This is a genomic window from Bradyrhizobium sp. CER78 (genome assembly GCF_029846235.1).
In the GTDB taxonomy this organism is placed as follows: Bacteria; Pseudomonadota; Alphaproteobacteria; order Rhizobiales; family Xanthobacteraceae; genus Bradyrhizobium.
The window spans coordinates 186,441-202,754 of the sequence record NZ_JARVWP010000001.1 but is presented as its reverse complement, the minus strand read 5'-3'; the positions used below and the strand labels follow the sequence as shown (position 1 = coordinate 202,754).

Below are 16,314 nucleotides of genomic sequence, written 5' to 3'. Positions count from 1 at the left end.
GCTTGACAAGTGCGAGGCTTGGACGAATGGTGGGCCCGCGTTGGTTCCTGTCCTACGACAGGCGAACAGGGAATGCGATAGGGCTGAGACCGCAAGGTCGGCCCGAAACGCAGCCGCCCCCGCGACCGTGACCGGAGAGATGCCCAAGCCACTGATTCCGTAAGGAGCCGGGAAGGTGGGCATCAAAGGAAAAATCCTACTCCGCAAGCCGGGAGACCTGCCAGCGCAGCATGTTGTGAGACCGGCGGACGGGGTGTTCCGCGACGGGGAACGAACCGATCCACCATCGGCTCGTGTGCCTCATCGCTTCCCGCTGTCAATCCAGGAAGGCCGATGAGCGTTACCCTTCATGTCTGTATCACCTGCCGCGCCGGCCAAACGCTGGCGGAAGGTGAAGTTGCGCCCGGTGCGCGCCTGCATGCCGCTCTTGTCGAGGCCGGCGTGCCCGATGGCGTCGATCTGGTTCCCGTCGAATGCCTGTCGGCTTGCAGCCAGGGGTGTTCGGTCGCGCTCAGCGCGCCCGGCCGGTGGTCCTATGTCTATGGACGCCTGTCCGAAGCCAATGCCGGGGATGTGATCGCAGGCGCCTCCGCCTATGCGGCGGCACCTGACGGCATCGTGCCGTGGCGCAGCCGTCCTGAAATCTTCCGCAAGCAATCGCTTGCCCGCATCCCACCTCTTCCCGTCGTGCCGGAGGCCGCAGAATGACTACACTCGCCAAGGTTCCGGTTACCGTCGTGACCGGCTTTCTCGGGTCCGGCAAGACGACGCTGATTCAGCACCTGATCCGCAATGCCAATGGCAAGAAGCTCGCGGTGTTGGTGAACGAATTCGGCAGCGAAGGCGTCGACGGCGACATCTTGAAGTCCTGCGCCGACGCCAATTGTCCGACCGAGAACATCGTCGAGCTCGCCAATGGCTGCATCTGCTGCACCGTCGCCGACGATTTCATCCCGGCGATGGAGCAGTTGCTCGCGCGCCCGGTGAAGCCCGATCACATCGTGATCGAGACCTCGGGGCTCGCGCTGCCGAAGCCGCTGCTCAAGGCGTTCGACTGGCCGGAGATTCGCTCGCGGATCACCGTCGACGGCGTGATCGCGCTGGCTGATGCCGAGGCGGTTGCTGCCGGGCGCTTCGCGCCTGATCCGGTTGCAGTCGATGCGCAGCGCGCCGCGGACGACAATCTCGACCACGAGACGCCGTTGTCCGAAGTGTTCGAGGACCAGATCGCATGCGCCGACATCGTGCTGCTGACCAAGGCCGATCTCGCAGGGGCAGAGGGGATCAAGGCGGCCAAGGAAGTGATCGCGGCCGAAATGCCGCGCGAGGTGCCGATGTTGCCCATCGTCGACGGCACCATCGACGCGCGCGTGATCCTGGGGCTCGGCGCCGCGGCAGAGGATGACCTCGCGTCGCGGCCGTCGCATCATGACGGCGAAGAGGAGCACGAGCACGACGATTTCAATTCGGTGGTGATCGATCTTCCCGAGATTGTCGACATCGATGCGCTGGTCGCCTCGATCAAGGGTCTGGCGCGCGAGCAGAACGTGCTGCGCGCCAAGGGCTATATTGCGGTCGAAGGCAAGCCGATGCGCTTGCTGGTGCAATCGGTCGGCGAGCGGGTCCGGCACCAGTTCGACATGCCCTGGGGCGCGCGGCCGCGGCAGTCGAAGCTCGTCGTGATCGGCGAACACGGCGATATCGATGAAGCCGCCATCAGGGCACGGCTTGGTGTCTGATGCACGTCGTTTTCCGCGAGAGCCGCGGCCTCGAGGAGACCGCGACACCTAGGGACCTCGGCCAGGATCCGGCCGATCTCGTGGTGTTGTCGTTTTCCGACAGCGATCTCGCGGCCTTCGCGGCCGGCTGGCGGCGCGGCCGTGCCGCATTGCCGTCGCTGCGGCTCGCCAATCTCGCGGAGCTGCGCCATCCGCTGTCGGTCGATACCTATATCGAGCGGACGCTGTCGCACGCGCGCGGCATTTTGGTGCGGCTGATCGGCGGCGAACCCTATTGGTCATACGGGCTTGCCGCGGTGCATCGGCTGGCGAAGGAGCGCGGCATCGCTCTCGTTGTGCTGCCGGCTGATGGCCGTGACGATCTGCGGCTCGATGAGTTCTCGACCTTGCCGGTCTCGACGCTGCGCCGTCTGAAAGTGCTATGCGACAAGGGCGGCCCGGTTGCCGCGCAGGCCGTGATCGCGCAATTGGCACTGGCGTCCGGGCTCTATGCCGGGCCTGTGGTCGGCGAGATCGATCTTCCCGAGATCGGCGTCTACGATTCCCGGCGCGGTGCCGTCGCATCGCTGCCGGCACCGGATGGCCGGCCGCGGGCGCTGGTGACGTTCTATCGTTCCTATCTCGCGGCCGGCGACACCGCGCCAGTCGATGCATTGATCGATGCGTTGCGCGCGAAGGGGTTTGATGCCCACGGCGTCTTCGTCACCTCGTTGAAGGCGGCGGGCGTTGCCGACTGGTTGCGCGTTCAGTTCGAGCAATGCCCGCCTGCCGCCATCGTCAACGCGACCGCGTTCTCTGCGGCCGGCGACGACGGCACGACACCCTTCGATGCCGTGTCGTGTCCGGTTTTCCAGGTCGCGCTGTCCACGGCGCGCCGTGAGGATTGGGCGGAGTCGCTGCGCGGGCTGTCGCCCGGCGACCTCGCGATGCATGTGGTGTTGCCGGAGGTCGATGGCCGCCTGTTCGCAGGTGTCGTGAGCTTCAAGTCGGCAGGCGAGCGCGATCCGGATCTGCAGTTCGCGCATCTTGCGCACCGGCCGGATGCCGAGCGCGTCGCGGCGATTGCCGCGCGGGTGGCGGCCTGGCATCGGCTTGCCGGCAAGCCCGCGCATGAGAAGCAGCTCGTGCTCGTGCTCTCGAACTATCCGGGCCGTCCGCACCAGATCGCGCATGCCGTCGGCCTCGATGCACTTGCTTCGGTCGAGGCTTTGCTGGCCGATCTTGCGGCCGCAGGATTTGACCTTGAGCCGGTGGCGTCGCTGGGCGATGTGCTCCTGCGCAGGAAACTGACATGGGACGTGGCCGAATATCGCGCGGTGCTCGCCAGCCTCCCGCAGCAGCTTCAGGGCGATCTCGCGCGCGCATGGGGCGCGCCGGAGGATGATCCCGATTGCCGCGACGGCGCATTTCATTTCGCGGCGATCCAGTGCGGCAAATCGATCATCGCGGTTCAGCCGGAGCGCGGTGAGGCCGGTCATCGCGACGCTGATTATCACGATCTGTCGCGCACGCCGCGCCATGCCTATGTCGCGTTCTACCTGTGGCTCCGGCATCAGGGCGTCGACGCCGTCGTCCACATGGGAGCGCATGGCACGCTGGAATGGTTGCCCGGCAAATCGGTTGCGCTGTCATCGGCGTGCTGGCCGGAAGCGCTGATCGGCGACCTGCCTGTTGTCTATCCCTTCATCGTCAATGACCCCGGCGAGGCGGCGCAGGCCAAGCGCCGGATCGGCGCCGTGACGATCGGCCATCTGCCGCCGCCGCTGGCGCAGTCTGCGGTGCCGGAAAGCTTGCGCGCTCTCGAGCGCTTGCTCGACGAGTATTCGACCGCCGATGGTCTCGATCCGGCGCGGCGACAGCGCCTGATTGCTGCGATCCGCGAGGAAGCGCGCGTCGCCGGGTTGGAGGACGATCTCGGTCTCGCCGCGTCGGTCTCCGCGGCCGAGGCCATTCCGCAGATTGATCGCTTCGTCTGCGATCTCAAGGAAAGCCAGTTCGGCGATGGCCTGCATGTGTTCGGGCAGGGCGACTGCGGCGATGCGGAGAAGGCAGCCTTGCGAGACGCACTCGCCGGCCGGCGCGTGGCACCGGGGCCGTCGGGCTCACCCTATCGCGGGCGCCGCGACGTGCTGCCGTCCGGGCGCAACCTGTTCGCAGTCGACCCGCGGGCGGTGCCGACGCCGTCGGCGCATGCGCAGGGCGTGAAGCTCGCCGAGGAGCTGCTGCGCCGTCATTTGCAGGATCACGGCGATTGGCCGAAAGGGCTCGTCGTCGATCTCTGGGGATCGTCGACGATGCGCAGCGCCGGCGAAGACTTTGCGATGGCCCTGCATCTTGCCGGTATCGCGCCGCGCTGGGATCACGGGTCGGGCCGGGTGTCGGGCTACGACATCATCGCGCCGGCGGAACTCGGCCGTCCCCGCATCGACGTGACGCTGCGGGTGTCGGGATTGTTCCGCGACGTCTTTTCGGGACTGGCGCAGCTGTTCGAAGCTGCGACGGAGGCGCTGTCCGAACGCAGCGACGAGGCGGACGAGAATCCCTATCGGCTGCGCATCGCGCGCGTGTTCGGTCCGCGCCCCGGGCATTATGGCGCCGGCATTGCATCGATTCCGGATGTCTTCACAGCGGAGGCGCGCGAGGCGGCCGGCGAAGCCTGGCTGTCGGCGTCATCCTGGGCCATTGCGTCCGACGGCGAGATCCGGTCCGATCGCGCCGGTGTCGAAGCCAGGCTCACTGCTGCCGACAGTTTTGTTCATACCCAGGATTTGCCGGAGACTGATCTGCTGCTGGCGGCGGACTACGCCGCGCATGAAGCGGGCATTGCCGCGGCGGCCCAGCACCTCGGCGCAAAAGTCCCAGCGCTCTATCACCTCGATGCGACGCGGCCGGATCAGCCGCATGCGCGATCGCTGACGGAGGAGATCTCGCGCGTGGTGCGGGCGCGCGCCGCCAACCCGGCATGGATCGCCGGCATGATGCGGCATGGCTTCCGCGGAGCTGCCGAGATCACCGCGACGCTGGAGCACATGGCAGCATTTGCGCATCTCGCCGGTGCGGTGCCGCCGCATCTGTTCGACCTCTATTACGACGCGACGCTCGGCAATGACGAGGTTCGTGGCTTCATGCTGCGTGAGAATCCGGCGGCGCTGGCTGCGATCGAGACCTGCTTCACCCGGCTGCATGAGGCCTCGCTCTGGCAGACGCGGCGCAATTCGATTGCGGCGGCGTTGCAGGAGGCGTCATGAGCGCAGTTGCGATCAAGGGCTGGTGTCCCGGCGCGCTGCGGCCGATGCAGTCGGGCGATGGCCTCGTGGTGCGCATTCGCCCGCGCGGCGGGCGGCTGGACGCGATACAGGCGGCAGGAATCGCCGAGCTATCCGCGCGACACGGCAACGGCCTGATCGATCTGACCAGCCGCGCCAATCTCCAGATCCGCGGCGTTAGCGAAGAAGGTTATCCGTTCTTGATCGAAGGGCTTGCGGGGCTCGGGTTGCTGGACGCGGATTCCGATACCGAGGCGCAGCGCAACGTGCTGGTGACGCCGTTCTGGACCGGCGCTGACGACACGCAATCGCTCGCGGCCGAGCTTGAGCGGGCGCTCGCCACCGCGTCACTCGATCTTCCGACCAAGTTCGGCTTCGCAATCGATGACGGCAGCGAGCGGGTGTTGGCTGGCGCATCCGCGGACATCAGGATCGAGCGTGATCGCAAAGGTGCGCTGCTGGTGCGTGCCGATGGCGCACTGCTCGGGCGTCCGGTCACGAGGAGCGACGCCGTGCCGGTCGCGTTGGCCATGGCCGAATGGTTCATGGCCTCCGGCGGAGCCACCAATGAGAAGCGACGAATGGCGGCGCATCTGGCCGGCGGCGCGAGCCTGCCGCTATCGCTTCGCGGCGATGCCGAGCCGGTGGCCCAATCGGCAGACCCTGGTCCCGGACTCTACCTGGCCGGCGCGATGGTTGGCGTGGCCTTCGGGCAAATGCCGCACCAGACGCTCAGCCATCTCGCTGCGAGCACGCAGGCGCTTCGCATGACGCCTTGGCGGATGGTGTTGGTGGAGGGAATGCATGAGATGCCTCGTGGGGCGGACCTCGTCACCGAGGCCGACGATCCGGCGCTCCGCGTGATCGCCTGCAGCGGCGCGCCGCGCTGTCGCGAGGCGCATGCCGATACGCGCAAGCTGGCAACGGCGCTCGCACCGCATATCCCAGCCGATGCCCGGCTTCACGTCTCCGGCTGCGCCAAGGGTTGCGCCCATTCCGGTCCTGCTGATGTCACCCTCGTGGCTACGCACGAAGGCTTTGACCTGATCCGTCACGGCACGGTGCGTGATGCGCTCGTTCTGCGCGGGCTGACCGGTGCCGGCATCATCGCAAATCCCTCCGTGCTGACGGGAGGTCATTGATGCCGCATGTCTATGAGACCGACGGCGCGGCGATCTACCGCCAATCCTTTGCCACCATCCGGACCGAGGCTGATCTTGCCCGCTTCACGCGCGACGAGGAGCCGGTGGTGGTGCGCATGATCCATGCTGCGGGCATGGTGGGTCTGGAGGCCCATATTCGCTTCACGCCCGGCATGGCCGCGTGCGCACGCGCAGCCTTGCAGGAGGGCGCGCCGATCCTCTGCGACGCGCGCATGGTGTCGGAGGGAATTACGCGCGCGCGGCTGCCGGCCCGCAACGAAGTCATCTGCACGCTCGGTGACGCCAGGGTTCCCGCGCTCGCGCAATCGATGCGCAACACGCGCTCGGCCGCTGCGCTGGAGCTGTGGCGGCCGCATCTGGCCGGGGCGATCGTCGCGATCGGCAACGCGCCGACGGCGCTGTTTCACCTTCTCAACATGCTGGAGGATGCCGACTGCCCGAGGCCGGCGGCGATCATCGGCTGTCCGGTCGGCTTCGTCGGCGCAGCCGAGTCCAAGGCGGCATTGATCGCCGAGCCGCCGGTGCCGGCGCTGACGGTCGAGGGACGTCTCGGCGGTTCGGCGATCACGGTTGCCGCCGTCAATGCGCTGGCGAGCTGGAGCGAATAGCGATGGGGCGCATCATTTGCTGCGGGCTTGGCCCTGGCGATCCCGATCTGATGAGTGTGCGCGCCGACCGCATGGTGCGTGCCGCGAAGCACGTCGCCTTCTTCCGCAAGAAGGGGCAACTCGGGCAGGCGCGCCGCATCGTCGAAGGCATGCTCGCGGATGACGTCAGCGAATATCCGATGGAATACCCGGTCACCACAGAGATCGCGTTCGACAATCCCGAATACGCGCGGCTGCTGGCCGATTTCTACGATGCATGGGCCGAGCGGCTGGCGCGGCTTGCGCGCGAAAGCGACGTCGTCGTGCTATGCGAGGGCGATCCCTATTTTTATGGCTCGTTCATGCATCTGCATGCGCGCTTGCAGGGCCGGGTCGAGATCGAGGTGATCGCCGGCATTCCCGGTATGGTCGGCTGCTGGAATGCGGTCGGCCAACCGATTGCACTTGCCGACGATGTCACCACCGTCCTGATGGGCACGCTGCCGGAGCCTGAACTCGCGCAGCGGATGCGCAGCTCCGACGCGCTGGTCGTGATGAAGACCGGCCGCAATCTTCCGAAGATCCGCCGCGCGCTCGCGTCCGCCGGTCGTCTCGACGATGCGTGGCTGGTCGAGCGCGGCACCATGCCGGATCAACGGGTCGCGCGGCTCGCTGATATCGCCGAGGCCGACTGTCCGTATTTTGCGATCGTGCTGGTGCACGGGCAGAGGCGGCGCAGGGAGGCGGTGCAATGACCGGCACGGTGACCATTGCGGGATTGGGGCCGGGCGACGAGGCGCTGATCACGCCGGAAGTCACGGCTGCGCTCGCGGCGGCGACCGATATCATCGGCTATGCCCCCTATGTTTCGCGTGTGCCGCCGCGCGCCGGCCTGACGCTGCACCCGTCCGACAATCGCGTGGAATTGCAGCGCGCCGGCGAGGCGCTGCGGCTCGCGTCCGAGGGGCGACAGGTCGTCGTGGTGTCGTCGGGCGATCCCGGCGTATTCGCGATGGCATCCGCCGTGTTCGAGGCGCTTGAGGATGCGCCGCAATGGCACGACCTGCCGATTCGCGTGCTGCCCGGCGTGACGGCGATGCTGGCGGCGGCGGCGAGCGCCGGCGCGCCGCTCGGCCATGACTTCTGCGCGATCAACCTGTCCGACAATCTCAAGCCGTGGTCGCTGATCGAGAAGCGCTTGCGGCTCGCCGCCGAAGCCGACTTTGCGATCGCGATGTACAATCCGCGCTCGGCCAGCCGGCCGGAAGGCTTTGCGCGAACACTCGAGATATTGAAGGAGGCGGGCTGTGGCGAGCGGATCGTGATTTTCGCGCGCGCCGTCTCTACATCAGACCAGCGAATCGAGACGGTCGAACTGCGCGACGCGCGGCCCGAGATGGCCGACATGCGGACGCTCGTGATCGTCGGCAATTCGGCGACGCGGCGGGTCGGCCGCTGGGTCTATGCGCCGAGGCAGGTCCGATGACCAAGCCATTCCATCACGTCGCCGACACTTTCCACCCGCGGCCTGTCGGGCAGCAGCGGCCGCGTGATCATGATGACGGGAAGGCCAAGCGCGCGAGCGGCGTCGATTTTGGCGCGCGCGCCGGCGCCCCCGGAGTTACGGGCGACGATCCACGCGATACGACGTGTGCGCATCATCTCGAGCTCACCCTCGAGCGTGAACGGTCCGCGCGAGACGATGACATCCGCCTCCGGCAATGGCAGCGCTTCCCCGGGCGGGTCGACGAAACGCAACGTATAGGCATGCTGCGGCCGGGCGCCGAAGGGCGCGATATGCTGGCGGCCGATCGCGAGGAACACATTGGCGCGGCCGTCCGGCAACGCCGCGGCCGCGGCCACGACGTCCGCCACCTCGATCCAATGATCGCCGGAGGTTTTATCCCACGGCGCGCGTTCAAGCGCGAGCAACGGCGTTGCGGTCTGCGCGCAGGCGGCGATCGCATTGCGGCTCATCTCGGCCGCGAACGGATGCGTCGCATCGATCACATGCGTGATGCGTTCCCGACGAAGATAGTCGGCAAGACCGCTGACGCCGCCGAAGCCGCCGATCCGCGTCGGCAGAGGTTGTTCGGCCGGAGCAGCGGTGCGTCCGCCATAGGAATAGACCGCGTCGATCCCCGCGCGGGCAACCGCAGCGGCAAGCGAATTGGCGTCGGCCGTTCCGCCCAGGATCAGGGCGCGTATCATGGGTAATCCCTGGTTGACCATCATTGGCATCGGCGAAGATGGCCTTGCGGGACTGTCAGACGCAAGCCGAAAGGCGCTTGATGACGCCGAAACTGTTTTCGGCGGCGAACGCCACCTTGCACTGGCCGGGATCACCGATCGTGGTCGCGCCTGGCCGGTGCCGTTCGATGCAGGCATCGTGCTTGAACGCCGGGGACGTCCGACCGTTGTGCTCGCCTCCGGCGATCCGTTCTGGCATGGCGCCGGCGGCAGCCTTGTCGGGACATTGCGGACAGGCGAGTGGGTCGCGCATTCCGCGCCGTCGACGTTCTCGCTGGCCGTTGCACGTCTGGGCTGGCGGCTGGAGAATACTGTTTGCCTCGGCCTTCATGCCGCGCCGTTCGAACGGCTGTTGCCGCATCTTTCGCGCGATGCACGGATCATCTGTCTGGTGCGCGACGGCAGAGCGGCTTCCGATCTCGCGCGCTGGCTCACGGAGCGTGGCTGGGGACCGTCGGCGATGTGGACGCTGTCCGCGCTGGGCGGCCCGCGGGAATCGATCACGCAGCATCGCGCCGACAGCTACGCCGGTGATTCAGGTGACAGCCTGGTCGCGGTTGCGCTGGAGGCGAGGGGAGGGCAAGGACTCGCGCGCAGTTCGGGCCTTCCCGACGCATTGTTTGTGCATGACGGGCAGCTCACAAAGCGGCCGGTCCGTGCGCTTGCGCTGTCGGCGCTGTCGCCGCGGCCCGGCGAGCGACTGTGGGATATCGGCGCCGGCTCCGGCTCGATCTCGATCGAATGGGCGCTCTGCGGCGGCACGGCGGTCGCGGTCGAGGCGCGCGGCGAACGCGCCGCCAACATCCGCGGCAATGCGACGAGCTTCGGCCTGAGCCACCGGATCACAATCGTCGAAGGCGAGGCGCCCGGCATCCTGCCGGACCTCGCGGCGCCCGATGCGGTGTTCATCGGGGGCGGCCTCGATGCTGATATGTTCGCCGCGATCTGGTCGCAGATCGCTCCGGGCACGCGGCTGGTCGCACATGCGGTGACGCTGGAAACCGAGGCGCTGCTCTCCGATCTGCACCAGCGCCATGGCGGCGAACTGATGCGCGTCGAGATCGCGCAGGCCGAGCCGCTTGGCCGGTATCGTTCCTGGAAGGCCGCGCGGCCGATCGTGCAATGGAGCGTGATCAGATGAAGGTCGCCGGTCTGGGATTCAGGCGCGATGCCAGCGTCGCATCCTTGCGCGAAGCGCTCAATGCCGCCGGCGGCTCCGAGGGCCTTGCGGCGGTTGCCACGGTGAGTGACAAGGCCGATGCGGTGGCATTGAAGGCGCTGGCACTGGAATTGGGGTTGCCGATTCGCGGGATTCCCGCCGAGACGTTGGCGGAGATCGAAACGATGACGCAGTCAGAACAAATCGCTGTCAGGTTCGGCACGGGCTCTGTTGCTGAAGCCGCGGCGCTCGCGGCAGTGGGACGAGGTGCGCGCCTGACCTCAGCTCGACGCGTCTCGCAGGATCGGATGGCGACCGCGGCGATTGCGGAAGGAGACGGCGAATGACGGTGCATTTCATCGGCGCAGGGCCAGGCGCCGCCGATCTTCTGACCTTGCGCGGGCGCGATCTCATCGCCTCTTGCCCGGTCTGTCTCTATGCCGGATCGCTGGTGCCTGCAGGCGTGCTGGCGCATTGCCCGAAGGATGCGCGTATCGTCAACACCGCGCCGCTGTCACTCGACGAGATCATCGCCGAGATCGCCGCGGCGCATGCCGAGGGCAAGGACGTCGCGCGGCTGCATTCGGGCGATCTCTCGATCTGGTCGGCGATGGGCGAACAGCTGCGCCGGTTGCGCGCGTTGCAGATTCCGTATTCGGTGACGCCCGGCGTGCCGGCCTTCTCCGCGGCCGCGGCGGCACTGGAGGCCGAGCTCACGCTGCCCGGCCTTGCGCAATCGGTGGTGCTGACGCGCACGCCGGGCCGGGCGAGCGCGATGCCTGATGGTGAGACACTCGCGGCGTTTGCTGCGACCGGTGCGGTGCTCGCGATCCACCTCTCGATCCATCTGCTCGACAAGGTCATCGCCGAGCTGACGCCGCATTACGGCGCGGACTGCCCGGTGGCGATCGTCTGGCGCGCGAGCTGGCCGGACCAGCGGATCGTGCGCGCCACGCTCGCGACGCTCGATGCGGCAATCGGCCCCGAACTGGAACGGACCGCGCTGATCCTGGTCGGCAAGACGCTCGGCGCCGGCGATTTCGCCGAAAGCCGTCTCTACGCCGCCGACTATGACCGCCGCTACCGCCCGGTCGGTGCGGCGCCGCGCTTTCCGGGATCATCTCAATGACCGCGGGCCTCGTGATCTCGGCCCCGGCCTCCGGCGTCGGCAAGACGACGCTGACCCTGGCGCTGGCGCGCGCCTGGCGCAATCGCGGCCTCAAGATACAATGCCTCAAGAGCGGCCCTGATTACATCGATCCGGCGTTCCATGCGGTCGCGACCGGTCGCGCATCCGTCAATCTCGATAGCTGGGCGATGGCATCGGATGCGATCGCATCTCTGGCCAGCCGCGGCGCGGACGCCGATCTCGTGCTGGCCGAAGGCTCGATGGGCTTGTTCGACGGCGTCGCCGCGCGCGGCGTCTCGGGCACCGGGGCCACGGCCGATATTGCCGCGATGATGGGATGGCCGGTGCTGCTGGTGATCGATCCCTCCGGCCAGGCCCAGACGGCGGCGGCGATCGCCGCCGGGCTGCGCGACTTCCGCGCCGACGTTCGGCTTGCTGGTGTCGTTCTGAACCGTGTCGCTAGTGCGCGCCACGAAGCCTTGGTGCGCGATGCGATGACTGGCGCAGGCATACCGGTGTTGGGTGCGCTGCCCCGTCACGCCGAGATCGCCTTGCCGAAGCGGCATCTCGGCCTGGTGCAGGCCGAAGAGCAGGCTCAGATCGACAGCCTGATCGACGAAGCCGCCCGTTTCGTGATCGAGCATGTCGATCTCGACGCTGTGCTGCGATCGGCCCGGGTGTCGCCGCCGCAAGCTGCTGCGCTCGGCCTGGGCATCACACCGCCCGGCCAGCGCATCGCGCTCGCGCGCGACGCTGCATTCTCGTTCGTCTATCCGCATATGCTGGAAGCCTGGCGAGCGGCCGGCGCAGACATCGTGACGTTCTCGCCGCTTGCCGACGAAGGCCCTGACGCGGGTGCCGATGTGTGCTGGCTGCCCGGTGGCTACCCTGAACTGCATGCCGGCCGTCTTGCCGCCAACAGGCGATTTCTCGCTGGGCTGCGCGCCTTCGCCGAGATGAAGCCGGTGCATGGCGAGTGCGGGGGCTACATGGTGCTGGGCGCCGCGCTGACCGATGCCGAAGGCGTGCGCCATGAGATGGCGGGGCTGCTCGGCCTCGAGACGAGCTATGCCAAGCGTCGCATGCATCTCGGCTACCGGCTCGCCGAGCTTGCCGCGCCGATGCCAGGACACGGTCCAGGCGCGCGGCTGCGCGGCCACGAATTTCACTATTCGACGATCATCGCGCAGCCCGATACGCCGCTTGCGGTGGTACGCGATGCGACCGGCGCGATCGTTGCGGAAACCGGATCGCGGCGCGGTAACGCAACGGGGACATTCTTCCATCTGATTGCGGAGGACCGATGAGCGCCTTCGTCTCCTTCGTCTCGGCCGGTCCCGGCGACCCCGATCTCCTGACCATCAAGGGAGCGGCGCGGCTGCGCGAGGCCGACGTGGTGCTGTACGACGATCTCGCTTCGGGCGCGATCCTCGATCTCGCGCGCTCCGGCGCCAACCTCGTCGCGGTCGGCAAACGCGCCGGCCGCCTCTCGGCGAAGCAGCATCATGTCAGCCGGCTGCTGGTCGATTACGCGGCGGCGGGCGTGCGGGTGGTGCGGCTGAAATCCGGCGATGCCGGCATCTTTGGGCGCCTCGAGGAGGAGATCGAGGCGCTGCGCAATGCAGGCATCGGCTACGAGATCATTCCCGGCGTGACCTCGGCCTCGGTTGCCGCCGCGCAAGCCGGCATTCCGCTGACGCGACGGCTGACCTCGCGCCGGGTTCAGTTCGTGACCGGCGCCGATGTCACCGGCGGATTGCCGGCGGATTTGAATTGGGCGGCGCTGGCCGATCCGGAAGCGACCACGGTCGTCTATATGGGGCGGCGCACGTTCCCGGCTCTGGCCGCAGGGCTGATCGCACATGGTCTCGCCCCCGACACGCCGGCGCTGCTGGCGGAGTCCCTCGGCCATGCCGACGAGCAGCTTCATCGGACCACGATCGCAGGGCTGGCCGAACAGCTCGCGCATGCCGGCGCTGCCACGGCAGCTTCCATTATTCTATTCGGCGCGCTGGCACCGGAAGAAAAGTGATGCGGCCATGCTGATGCTGTCCCTGATCGGTATCGGATGCGGCGACCCGCAGCAGCTCACCCTCGCTGCGATCGACGCGATCAACGCCGCCGATTTGATCATGATCCCGCGCAAGGGCACCGCGAAGTCGGACCTCGCCGAATTGCGCCGAACGATCTGCGCGGAGGCGTTGAGCAACGACCGCACGCGCATTGCCGAGTTCGACCTGCCGGTGCGCGACGCCGGTGAGGACGACTATCGCAAGGGCGTGGACGATTGGCACGATGCGGTCGCTGCTAGTTGGTCGGAGCAAATCGCGCGGCATCTCGGCGGCGAGGGACGCGTCGCTCTGCTGATCTGGGGCGATCCCTCGCTCTACGATTCAAGCCTGCGGATTGCGCAACGGCTCGATCCGCTGCCGTCGATCGCAATGATCCCGGGCATCACGTCGATCCAGGCGCTGTGCGCCGCGCATGCGCTGCCGCTCAACGAGATCGGCGAGCCGTTCCTGGTCACGACCGGCCGGCGGCTGCGTGAGGGCGGCTGGCCTGTTGGTGTCGATACCGTCGTCGTGATGCTCGACGGCGGCGCCGCCTTCCAGACGCTCGATCCTGCCGGCTTAAGGATCTGGTGGGGCGCCTATCTTGGCATGCCCGATAAGATCATCATGGCGGGGGAGCTCGCGGAGGTCGGCCCGCGCATCGTCGCCGTGCGCCGGGATGCGCGTGAACAGCACGGCTGGATCATGGACAGCTATGTCCTGAAGCGCAGGCAGTAATCCGGAGATGGCGAGGATGCTAGGTCTTCAACCCGCGAATCGAGGGTTGGATGGTCAGGCGGTAGGCGACGAGCTTGTCACCGTCAAACTGCTCGAGTGTCGTCTCGCAGACCGGGCAGCGATACTCGCCCTCGCTTCCTGATCCGGTTGCCAGCTCAAGGCGTCGGAATCCGGCCCCGCAGCGCGGACACGTGACGTCGTTCTTCTTCATCAACTCACTCCAGAACAACACCGGCGGTCCTTCTTTAGCGCAGACTGCGCGGCGGAACTATGTTCACAGGCGGAGAACTGCGGATCATTGCTGCATGGGAATAACGGATGCGTCCGCGTCGAGCGGGAGGCCGCGCGAGCGAACGCGCTGAACGGGTGGTCGATTTCAAGGCATTCCGCAAATTCGGCAATGGGTTACGACGCGGCCTTAAAGGGAGATAGGGAAACGGATTTGCGCCGCGATATTGGCAGCCATGTTGCAGCGCTCGTGGCGGATGTTGCGTCTGCTCAGTCGTTCGGCAACGCGGGATCGCCGGCGAACGCAGGGTTCGCCGGCGATCCATCATTATCGGCGCATGCCACCTATTGCCGCGTCATGCGACGGCGGGGAAGTCGATGTCGGTGTCGTTGATGCGGTTGAAGACGTTGGTGAAGACGATGGTCGCAAACGCCAGGCTGATCTCGACCAGCTGCGCATCGGTGTAGCCGGCGGCTTTGATCGCGGCGAAATCTTCGTCGCTGACGGTGCCGCTCGACTGCGCGAGCTTGCGAACGAAATCGATCAGCACATCGTACTTGGCATCGCCGGTCGGCTCGCCGTCGCGGATCTGCTTCAGCGCGTCGGCCTTCACGCCGGCGAGCTTGGCGAGGTGAGAATGCGCGGCGACACAGTAATCGCAACCGCCGGCAGCGCTGACCACGATCTTGATGATCTCCCGATCACGCTTGGACAGGCTGCCGCCGGCGAGCACCGCATCGGCGGCGACCATCGCCTTGAGCGCGGCCGGTCCGTGGGCGGCGATCGCCGCATAGGCATTCGGGACGCTGCCGGCCGCCTTCTTGATCTGGGCGTAGATCTGGCCCGACGGGCCGGTGTCGGTTTCGAGATTGGGGACTGAAAGACGAGACATGGTGGCACTCCTTGTTGGGGTTGGTGAACGATTGCGGAGTGACAATAGGATCGATAATTGAGACATTGAATGTTCATATAGCTCGATTATATGCTCAATCGTCTCATGCGATGCTTCGGGGGATTGGCCATGGATTGGCTCAGCCGGCTATTCGAGATGATGCCGGTGCGGGGGCGGCTCGATATTCGCTGCAGTTACAGCGTCCCCTGGCGTATCGAGCAGGGCCCGGGTCTGACCAACGAAATCCCCTATCATGCGGTGCTTGCCGGCTCGGCGATCCTGGACGATCCCGCGGGCGGACGGTCATTGCTGCTGAAGCCCGGCGACATCCTTCTGCTTCCCGGCAACCCGCGACACGTGATGCATGACGGAAGCGGGGCGACACCGCTGCCGGCGCGCAACCGGGCGGCGCAGAATTTCACGATCAGCGAAAACCTCGGGTCGGATGAGCGGCTTGACCTGCTGTGCGGGCACTTCGCGATTGCACCTCCGCACGACCGTCTGTTGAGCAGCTATCTTCCGCCGCGTCTTGTCGTGCATGCCGGCGCTCGGACCGGAAAGGGGACGGCCGCGCAGCTCGCCGGACTCGTGTCCCTGATGCGCAGCGAAACGGCCGACGATCATCTGGGCGGCCACGCCATGCTCAATGCGCTGTCCACGGCGATGTTCGCGCTTGTGCTGCGGCTTGCGAGCGAGACCGATGCAACGTCACACGGACTGCTCGCTCTGGTCGGCGATCCTCGGCTCGCGCCGGCGGTGGCCGCCATGTTCAACGCGCCTGCGCGCGCGTGGTCGCTGCCGGAGCTCGCACGGCTTTGCAACATGTCGCGCGCCACGCTAGCGCGGCAGTTCCAGGAGAAGCTTGGGCGATCGGCCAGCGATCTGCTCACCGATATCAGGATGACGCTTGCGGCCAACGAGTTGAAGAGAGCATCGCTTTCGACCGGCGCCGTTGCCGAGATGGTCGGTTATCAGTCGGAGGCCGCCTTTCAGCGCGCCTTCAAGAGCCATATGGGCGTGACCCCGGCGCAGTGGCGAAAGGCGCAGCATTCTGTAGCGGACGAGCCGGTCGGCTCCGCCGCAGCGGCCGATCCGAAAAGCTAGCGGCATT

17 protein-coding genes and 1 riboswitch are annotated in these 16,314 nt (G+C 67.0%); of the genes, 14 read left to right on the top strand and 3 right to left on the bottom strand.

Annotated features, from left to right (window positions below; all coding sequences use genetic code 11):
* Positions 1-24: 24 nt before the first annotated feature.
* Positions 25-240, top strand: a riboswitch (cobalamin riboswitch).
* 93 nt (positions 241-333) lie between these two features.
* From QDT69_RS00855 to cobJ, 7 genes are read left to right on the top strand one after another with little or no spacing between them, the layout of a single operon-like run.
* On the top strand, positions 334-708 hold the full coding sequence (locus tag QDT69_RS00855) for a DUF1636 domain-containing protein (protein WP_279704788.1): 375 nt from the start codon (positions 334-336) through the stop codon (positions 706-708).
* Positions 705-1,739, top strand: a complete 1,035-nt coding sequence (gene cobW, locus QDT69_RS00850) for a cobalamin biosynthesis protein CobW (protein WP_279704787.1) — start codon at positions 705-707, stop codon at positions 1,737-1,739. Before QDT69_RS00855 ends, cobW begins: the two co-directional genes overlap by 4 nt.
* Entirely contained in the window at positions 1,739-4,987 is a 3,249-nt protein-coding gene (gene cobN, locus QDT69_RS00845) for a cobaltochelatase subunit CobN (protein ID WP_279704786.1), read from the top strand. Before cobW ends, cobN begins: the two co-directional genes overlap by 1 nt.
* Entirely contained in the window at positions 4,984-6,147 is a 1,164-nt protein-coding gene (cobG, locus tag QDT69_RS00840; RefSeq protein ID WP_279704785.1) for a precorrin-3B synthase, read from the top strand. The genes cobN and cobG overlap by 4 nt, the downstream gene beginning before the upstream one ends.
* Positions 6,147-6,776, top strand: coding sequence for a precorrin-8X methylmutase (locus QDT69_RS00835; protein ID WP_279704784.1), 630 nt, complete (start codon positions 6,147-6,149; stop codon positions 6,774-6,776). Before cobG ends, QDT69_RS00835 begins: the two co-directional genes overlap by 1 nt.
* 2 nt (positions 6,777-6,778) lie before the next feature.
* Positions 6,779-7,510: a precorrin-2 C(20)-methyltransferase gene (locus tag QDT69_RS00830; protein WP_279704783.1), complete on the top strand. Its 732-nt coding sequence runs from the start codon at positions 6,779-6,781 to the stop codon at positions 7,508-7,510.
* Positions 7,507-8,241: a precorrin-3B C(17)-methyltransferase gene (gene cobJ / locus QDT69_RS00825; protein WP_279704782.1), complete on the top strand. Its 735-nt coding sequence runs from the start codon at positions 7,507-7,509 to the stop codon at positions 8,239-8,241. The genes QDT69_RS00830 and cobJ overlap by 4 nt, the downstream gene beginning before the upstream one ends.
* Here cobJ and QDT69_RS00820 read toward each other — a convergent pair.
* Positions 8,217-8,966, bottom strand: a complete 750-nt coding sequence (locus QDT69_RS00820; protein WP_279704781.1) for a cobalt-precorrin-6A reductase — start codon at positions 8,964-8,966, stop codon at positions 8,217-8,219. The two genes, cobJ and QDT69_RS00820, sit on opposite strands and share 25 nt — an antisense overlap.
* Between QDT69_RS00820 and cbiE the strand changes: the two genes are divergently transcribed.
* Genes cbiE through cobF form a run of 6 tightly spaced genes read left to right on the top strand, consistent with a single transcriptional unit; the run spans position 8,965 to position 14,082 of the window.
* Positions 8,965-10,146 carry a precorrin-6y C5,15-methyltransferase (decarboxylating) subunit CbiE gene (cbiE, locus tag QDT69_RS00815; protein WP_279704780.1) on the top strand — a complete coding sequence of 394 codons (1,182 nt, stop codon included), beginning with the start codon at positions 8,965-8,967 and terminating at the stop codon, positions 10,144-10,146. The genes QDT69_RS00820 and cbiE overlap by 2 nt on opposite strands.
* A complete protein-coding gene (locus QDT69_RS00810) occupies positions 10,143-10,511 on the top strand; it encodes a cobalamin biosynthesis protein (protein ID WP_279704779.1) in 369 nt (122 codons plus the stop codon). Before cbiE ends, QDT69_RS00810 begins: the two co-directional genes overlap by 4 nt.
* On the top strand, positions 10,508-11,293 hold the full coding sequence (gene cobM / locus QDT69_RS00805; RefSeq protein WP_279704778.1) for a precorrin-4 C(11)-methyltransferase: 786 nt from the start codon (positions 10,508-10,510) through the stop codon (positions 11,291-11,293). The genes QDT69_RS00810 and cobM overlap by 4 nt, the downstream gene beginning before the upstream one ends.
* The gene (locus QDT69_RS00800) at positions 11,290-12,600 is read left to right on the top strand and encodes a cobyrinate a,c-diamide synthase (protein ID WP_279704777.1); all 1,311 of its coding nucleotides are present in this window, start codon (positions 11,290-11,292) and stop codon (positions 12,598-12,600) included. Before cobM ends, QDT69_RS00800 begins: the two co-directional genes overlap by 4 nt.
* A complete protein-coding gene (cobA, locus tag QDT69_RS00795) occupies positions 12,597-13,325 on the top strand; it encodes a uroporphyrinogen-III C-methyltransferase (protein WP_279704776.1) in 729 nt (242 codons plus the stop codon). The genes QDT69_RS00800 and cobA overlap by 4 nt, the downstream gene beginning before the upstream one ends.
* 7 nt (positions 13,326-13,332) lie before the next feature.
* The gene (gene cobF, locus QDT69_RS00790; RefSeq protein WP_279704775.1) at positions 13,333-14,082 is read left to right on the top strand and encodes a precorrin-6A synthase (deacetylating); all 750 of its coding nucleotides are present in this window, start codon (positions 13,333-13,335) and stop codon (positions 14,080-14,082) included.
* A 19-nt stretch (positions 14,083-14,101) separates the two neighbouring features.
* Here cobF and QDT69_RS00785 read toward each other — a convergent pair whose 3' ends face one another.
* Together QDT69_RS00785 and QDT69_RS00780 are read right to left on the bottom strand one after the other, a co-directional pair.
* Positions 14,102-14,293, bottom strand: coding sequence for a hypothetical protein (locus tag QDT69_RS00785; protein WP_279704774.1), 192 nt, complete (start codon positions 14,291-14,293; stop codon positions 14,102-14,104).
* Between the two features lie 373 nt (positions 14,294-14,666).
* Positions 14,667-15,203: a peroxidase-related enzyme gene (locus tag QDT69_RS00780; protein ID WP_279704773.1), complete on the bottom strand. Its 537-nt coding sequence runs from the start codon at positions 15,201-15,203 to the stop codon at positions 14,667-14,669.
* Between the two features lie 129 nt (positions 15,204-15,332).
* On the opposite strand from QDT69_RS00780, the gene QDT69_RS00775 reads away from it, so the two are divergent.
* The gene (locus QDT69_RS00775) at positions 15,333-16,307 is read left to right on the top strand and encodes an AraC family transcriptional regulator (protein WP_279704772.1); all 975 of its coding nucleotides are present in this window, start codon (positions 15,333-15,335) and stop codon (positions 16,305-16,307) included.
* Positions 16,308-16,314 lie beyond the last annotated feature (7 nt).

Excerpts from the sequence above, each read along its gene's own strand:
- QDT69_RS00785 (WP_279704774.1), bottom strand. The coding sequence starts at position 14,293 with ATGAAGAAGAACGACGTCACGTGTCCGCGCTGCGGGGCCGGATTCCGA.
- cobF (WP_279704775.1), top strand. The coding sequence starts at position 13,333 with ATGCTGATGCTGTCCCTGATCGGTATCGGATGCGGCGACCCGCAGCAG.
- QDT69_RS00780 (WP_279704773.1), bottom strand. The coding sequence starts at position 15,203 with ATGTCTCGTCTTTCAGTCCCCAATCTCGAAACCGACACCGGCCCGTCG.
- QDT69_RS00810 (WP_279704779.1), top strand. The coding sequence starts at position 10,143 with ATGAAGGTCGCCGGTCTGGGATTCAGGCGCGATGCCAGCGTCGCATCC.
- cobN (WP_279704786.1), top strand. The coding sequence starts at position 1,739 with ATGCACGTCGTTTTCCGCGAGAGCCGCGGCCTCGAGGAGACCGCGACA.
- QDT69_RS00800 (WP_279704777.1), top strand. The coding sequence starts at position 11,290 with ATGACCGCGGGCCTCGTGATCTCGGCCCCGGCCTCCGGCGTCGGCAAG.
- cobJ (WP_279704782.1), top strand. The coding sequence starts at position 7,507 with ATGACCGGCACGGTGACCATTGCGGGATTGGGGCCGGGCGACGAGGCG.
- QDT69_RS00855 (WP_279704788.1), top strand. The coding sequence starts at position 334 with ATGAGCGTTACCCTTCATGTCTGTATCACCTGCCGCGCCGGCCAAACG.
- QDT69_RS00835 (WP_279704784.1), top strand. The coding sequence starts at position 6,147 with ATGCCGCATGTCTATGAGACCGACGGCGCGGCGATCTACCGCCAATCC.
- cobM (WP_279704778.1), top strand. The coding sequence starts at position 10,508 with ATGACGGTGCATTTCATCGGCGCAGGGCCAGGCGCCGCCGATCTTCTG.
- QDT69_RS00775 (WP_279704772.1), top strand. The coding sequence starts at position 15,333 with ATGGATTGGCTCAGCCGGCTATTCGAGATGATGCCGGTGCGGGGGCGG.
- cobA (WP_279704776.1), top strand. The coding sequence starts at position 12,597 with ATGAGCGCCTTCGTCTCCTTCGTCTCGGCCGGTCCCGGCGACCCCGAT.
- QDT69_RS00820 (WP_279704781.1), bottom strand. The coding sequence starts at position 8,966 with ATGATACGCGCCCTGATCCTGGGCGGAACGGCCGACGCCAATTCGCTT.
- cobW (WP_279704787.1), top strand. The coding sequence starts at position 705 with ATGACTACACTCGCCAAGGTTCCGGTTACCGTCGTGACCGGCTTTCTC.
- cobG (WP_279704785.1), top strand. The coding sequence starts at position 4,984 with ATGAGCGCAGTTGCGATCAAGGGCTGGTGTCCCGGCGCGCTGCGGCCG.
- QDT69_RS00830 (WP_279704783.1), top strand. The coding sequence starts at position 6,779 with ATGGGGCGCATCATTTGCTGCGGGCTTGGCCCTGGCGATCCCGATCTG.
- cbiE (WP_279704780.1), top strand. The coding sequence starts at position 8,965 with ATGGGTAATCCCTGGTTGACCATCATTGGCATCGGCGAAGATGGCCTT.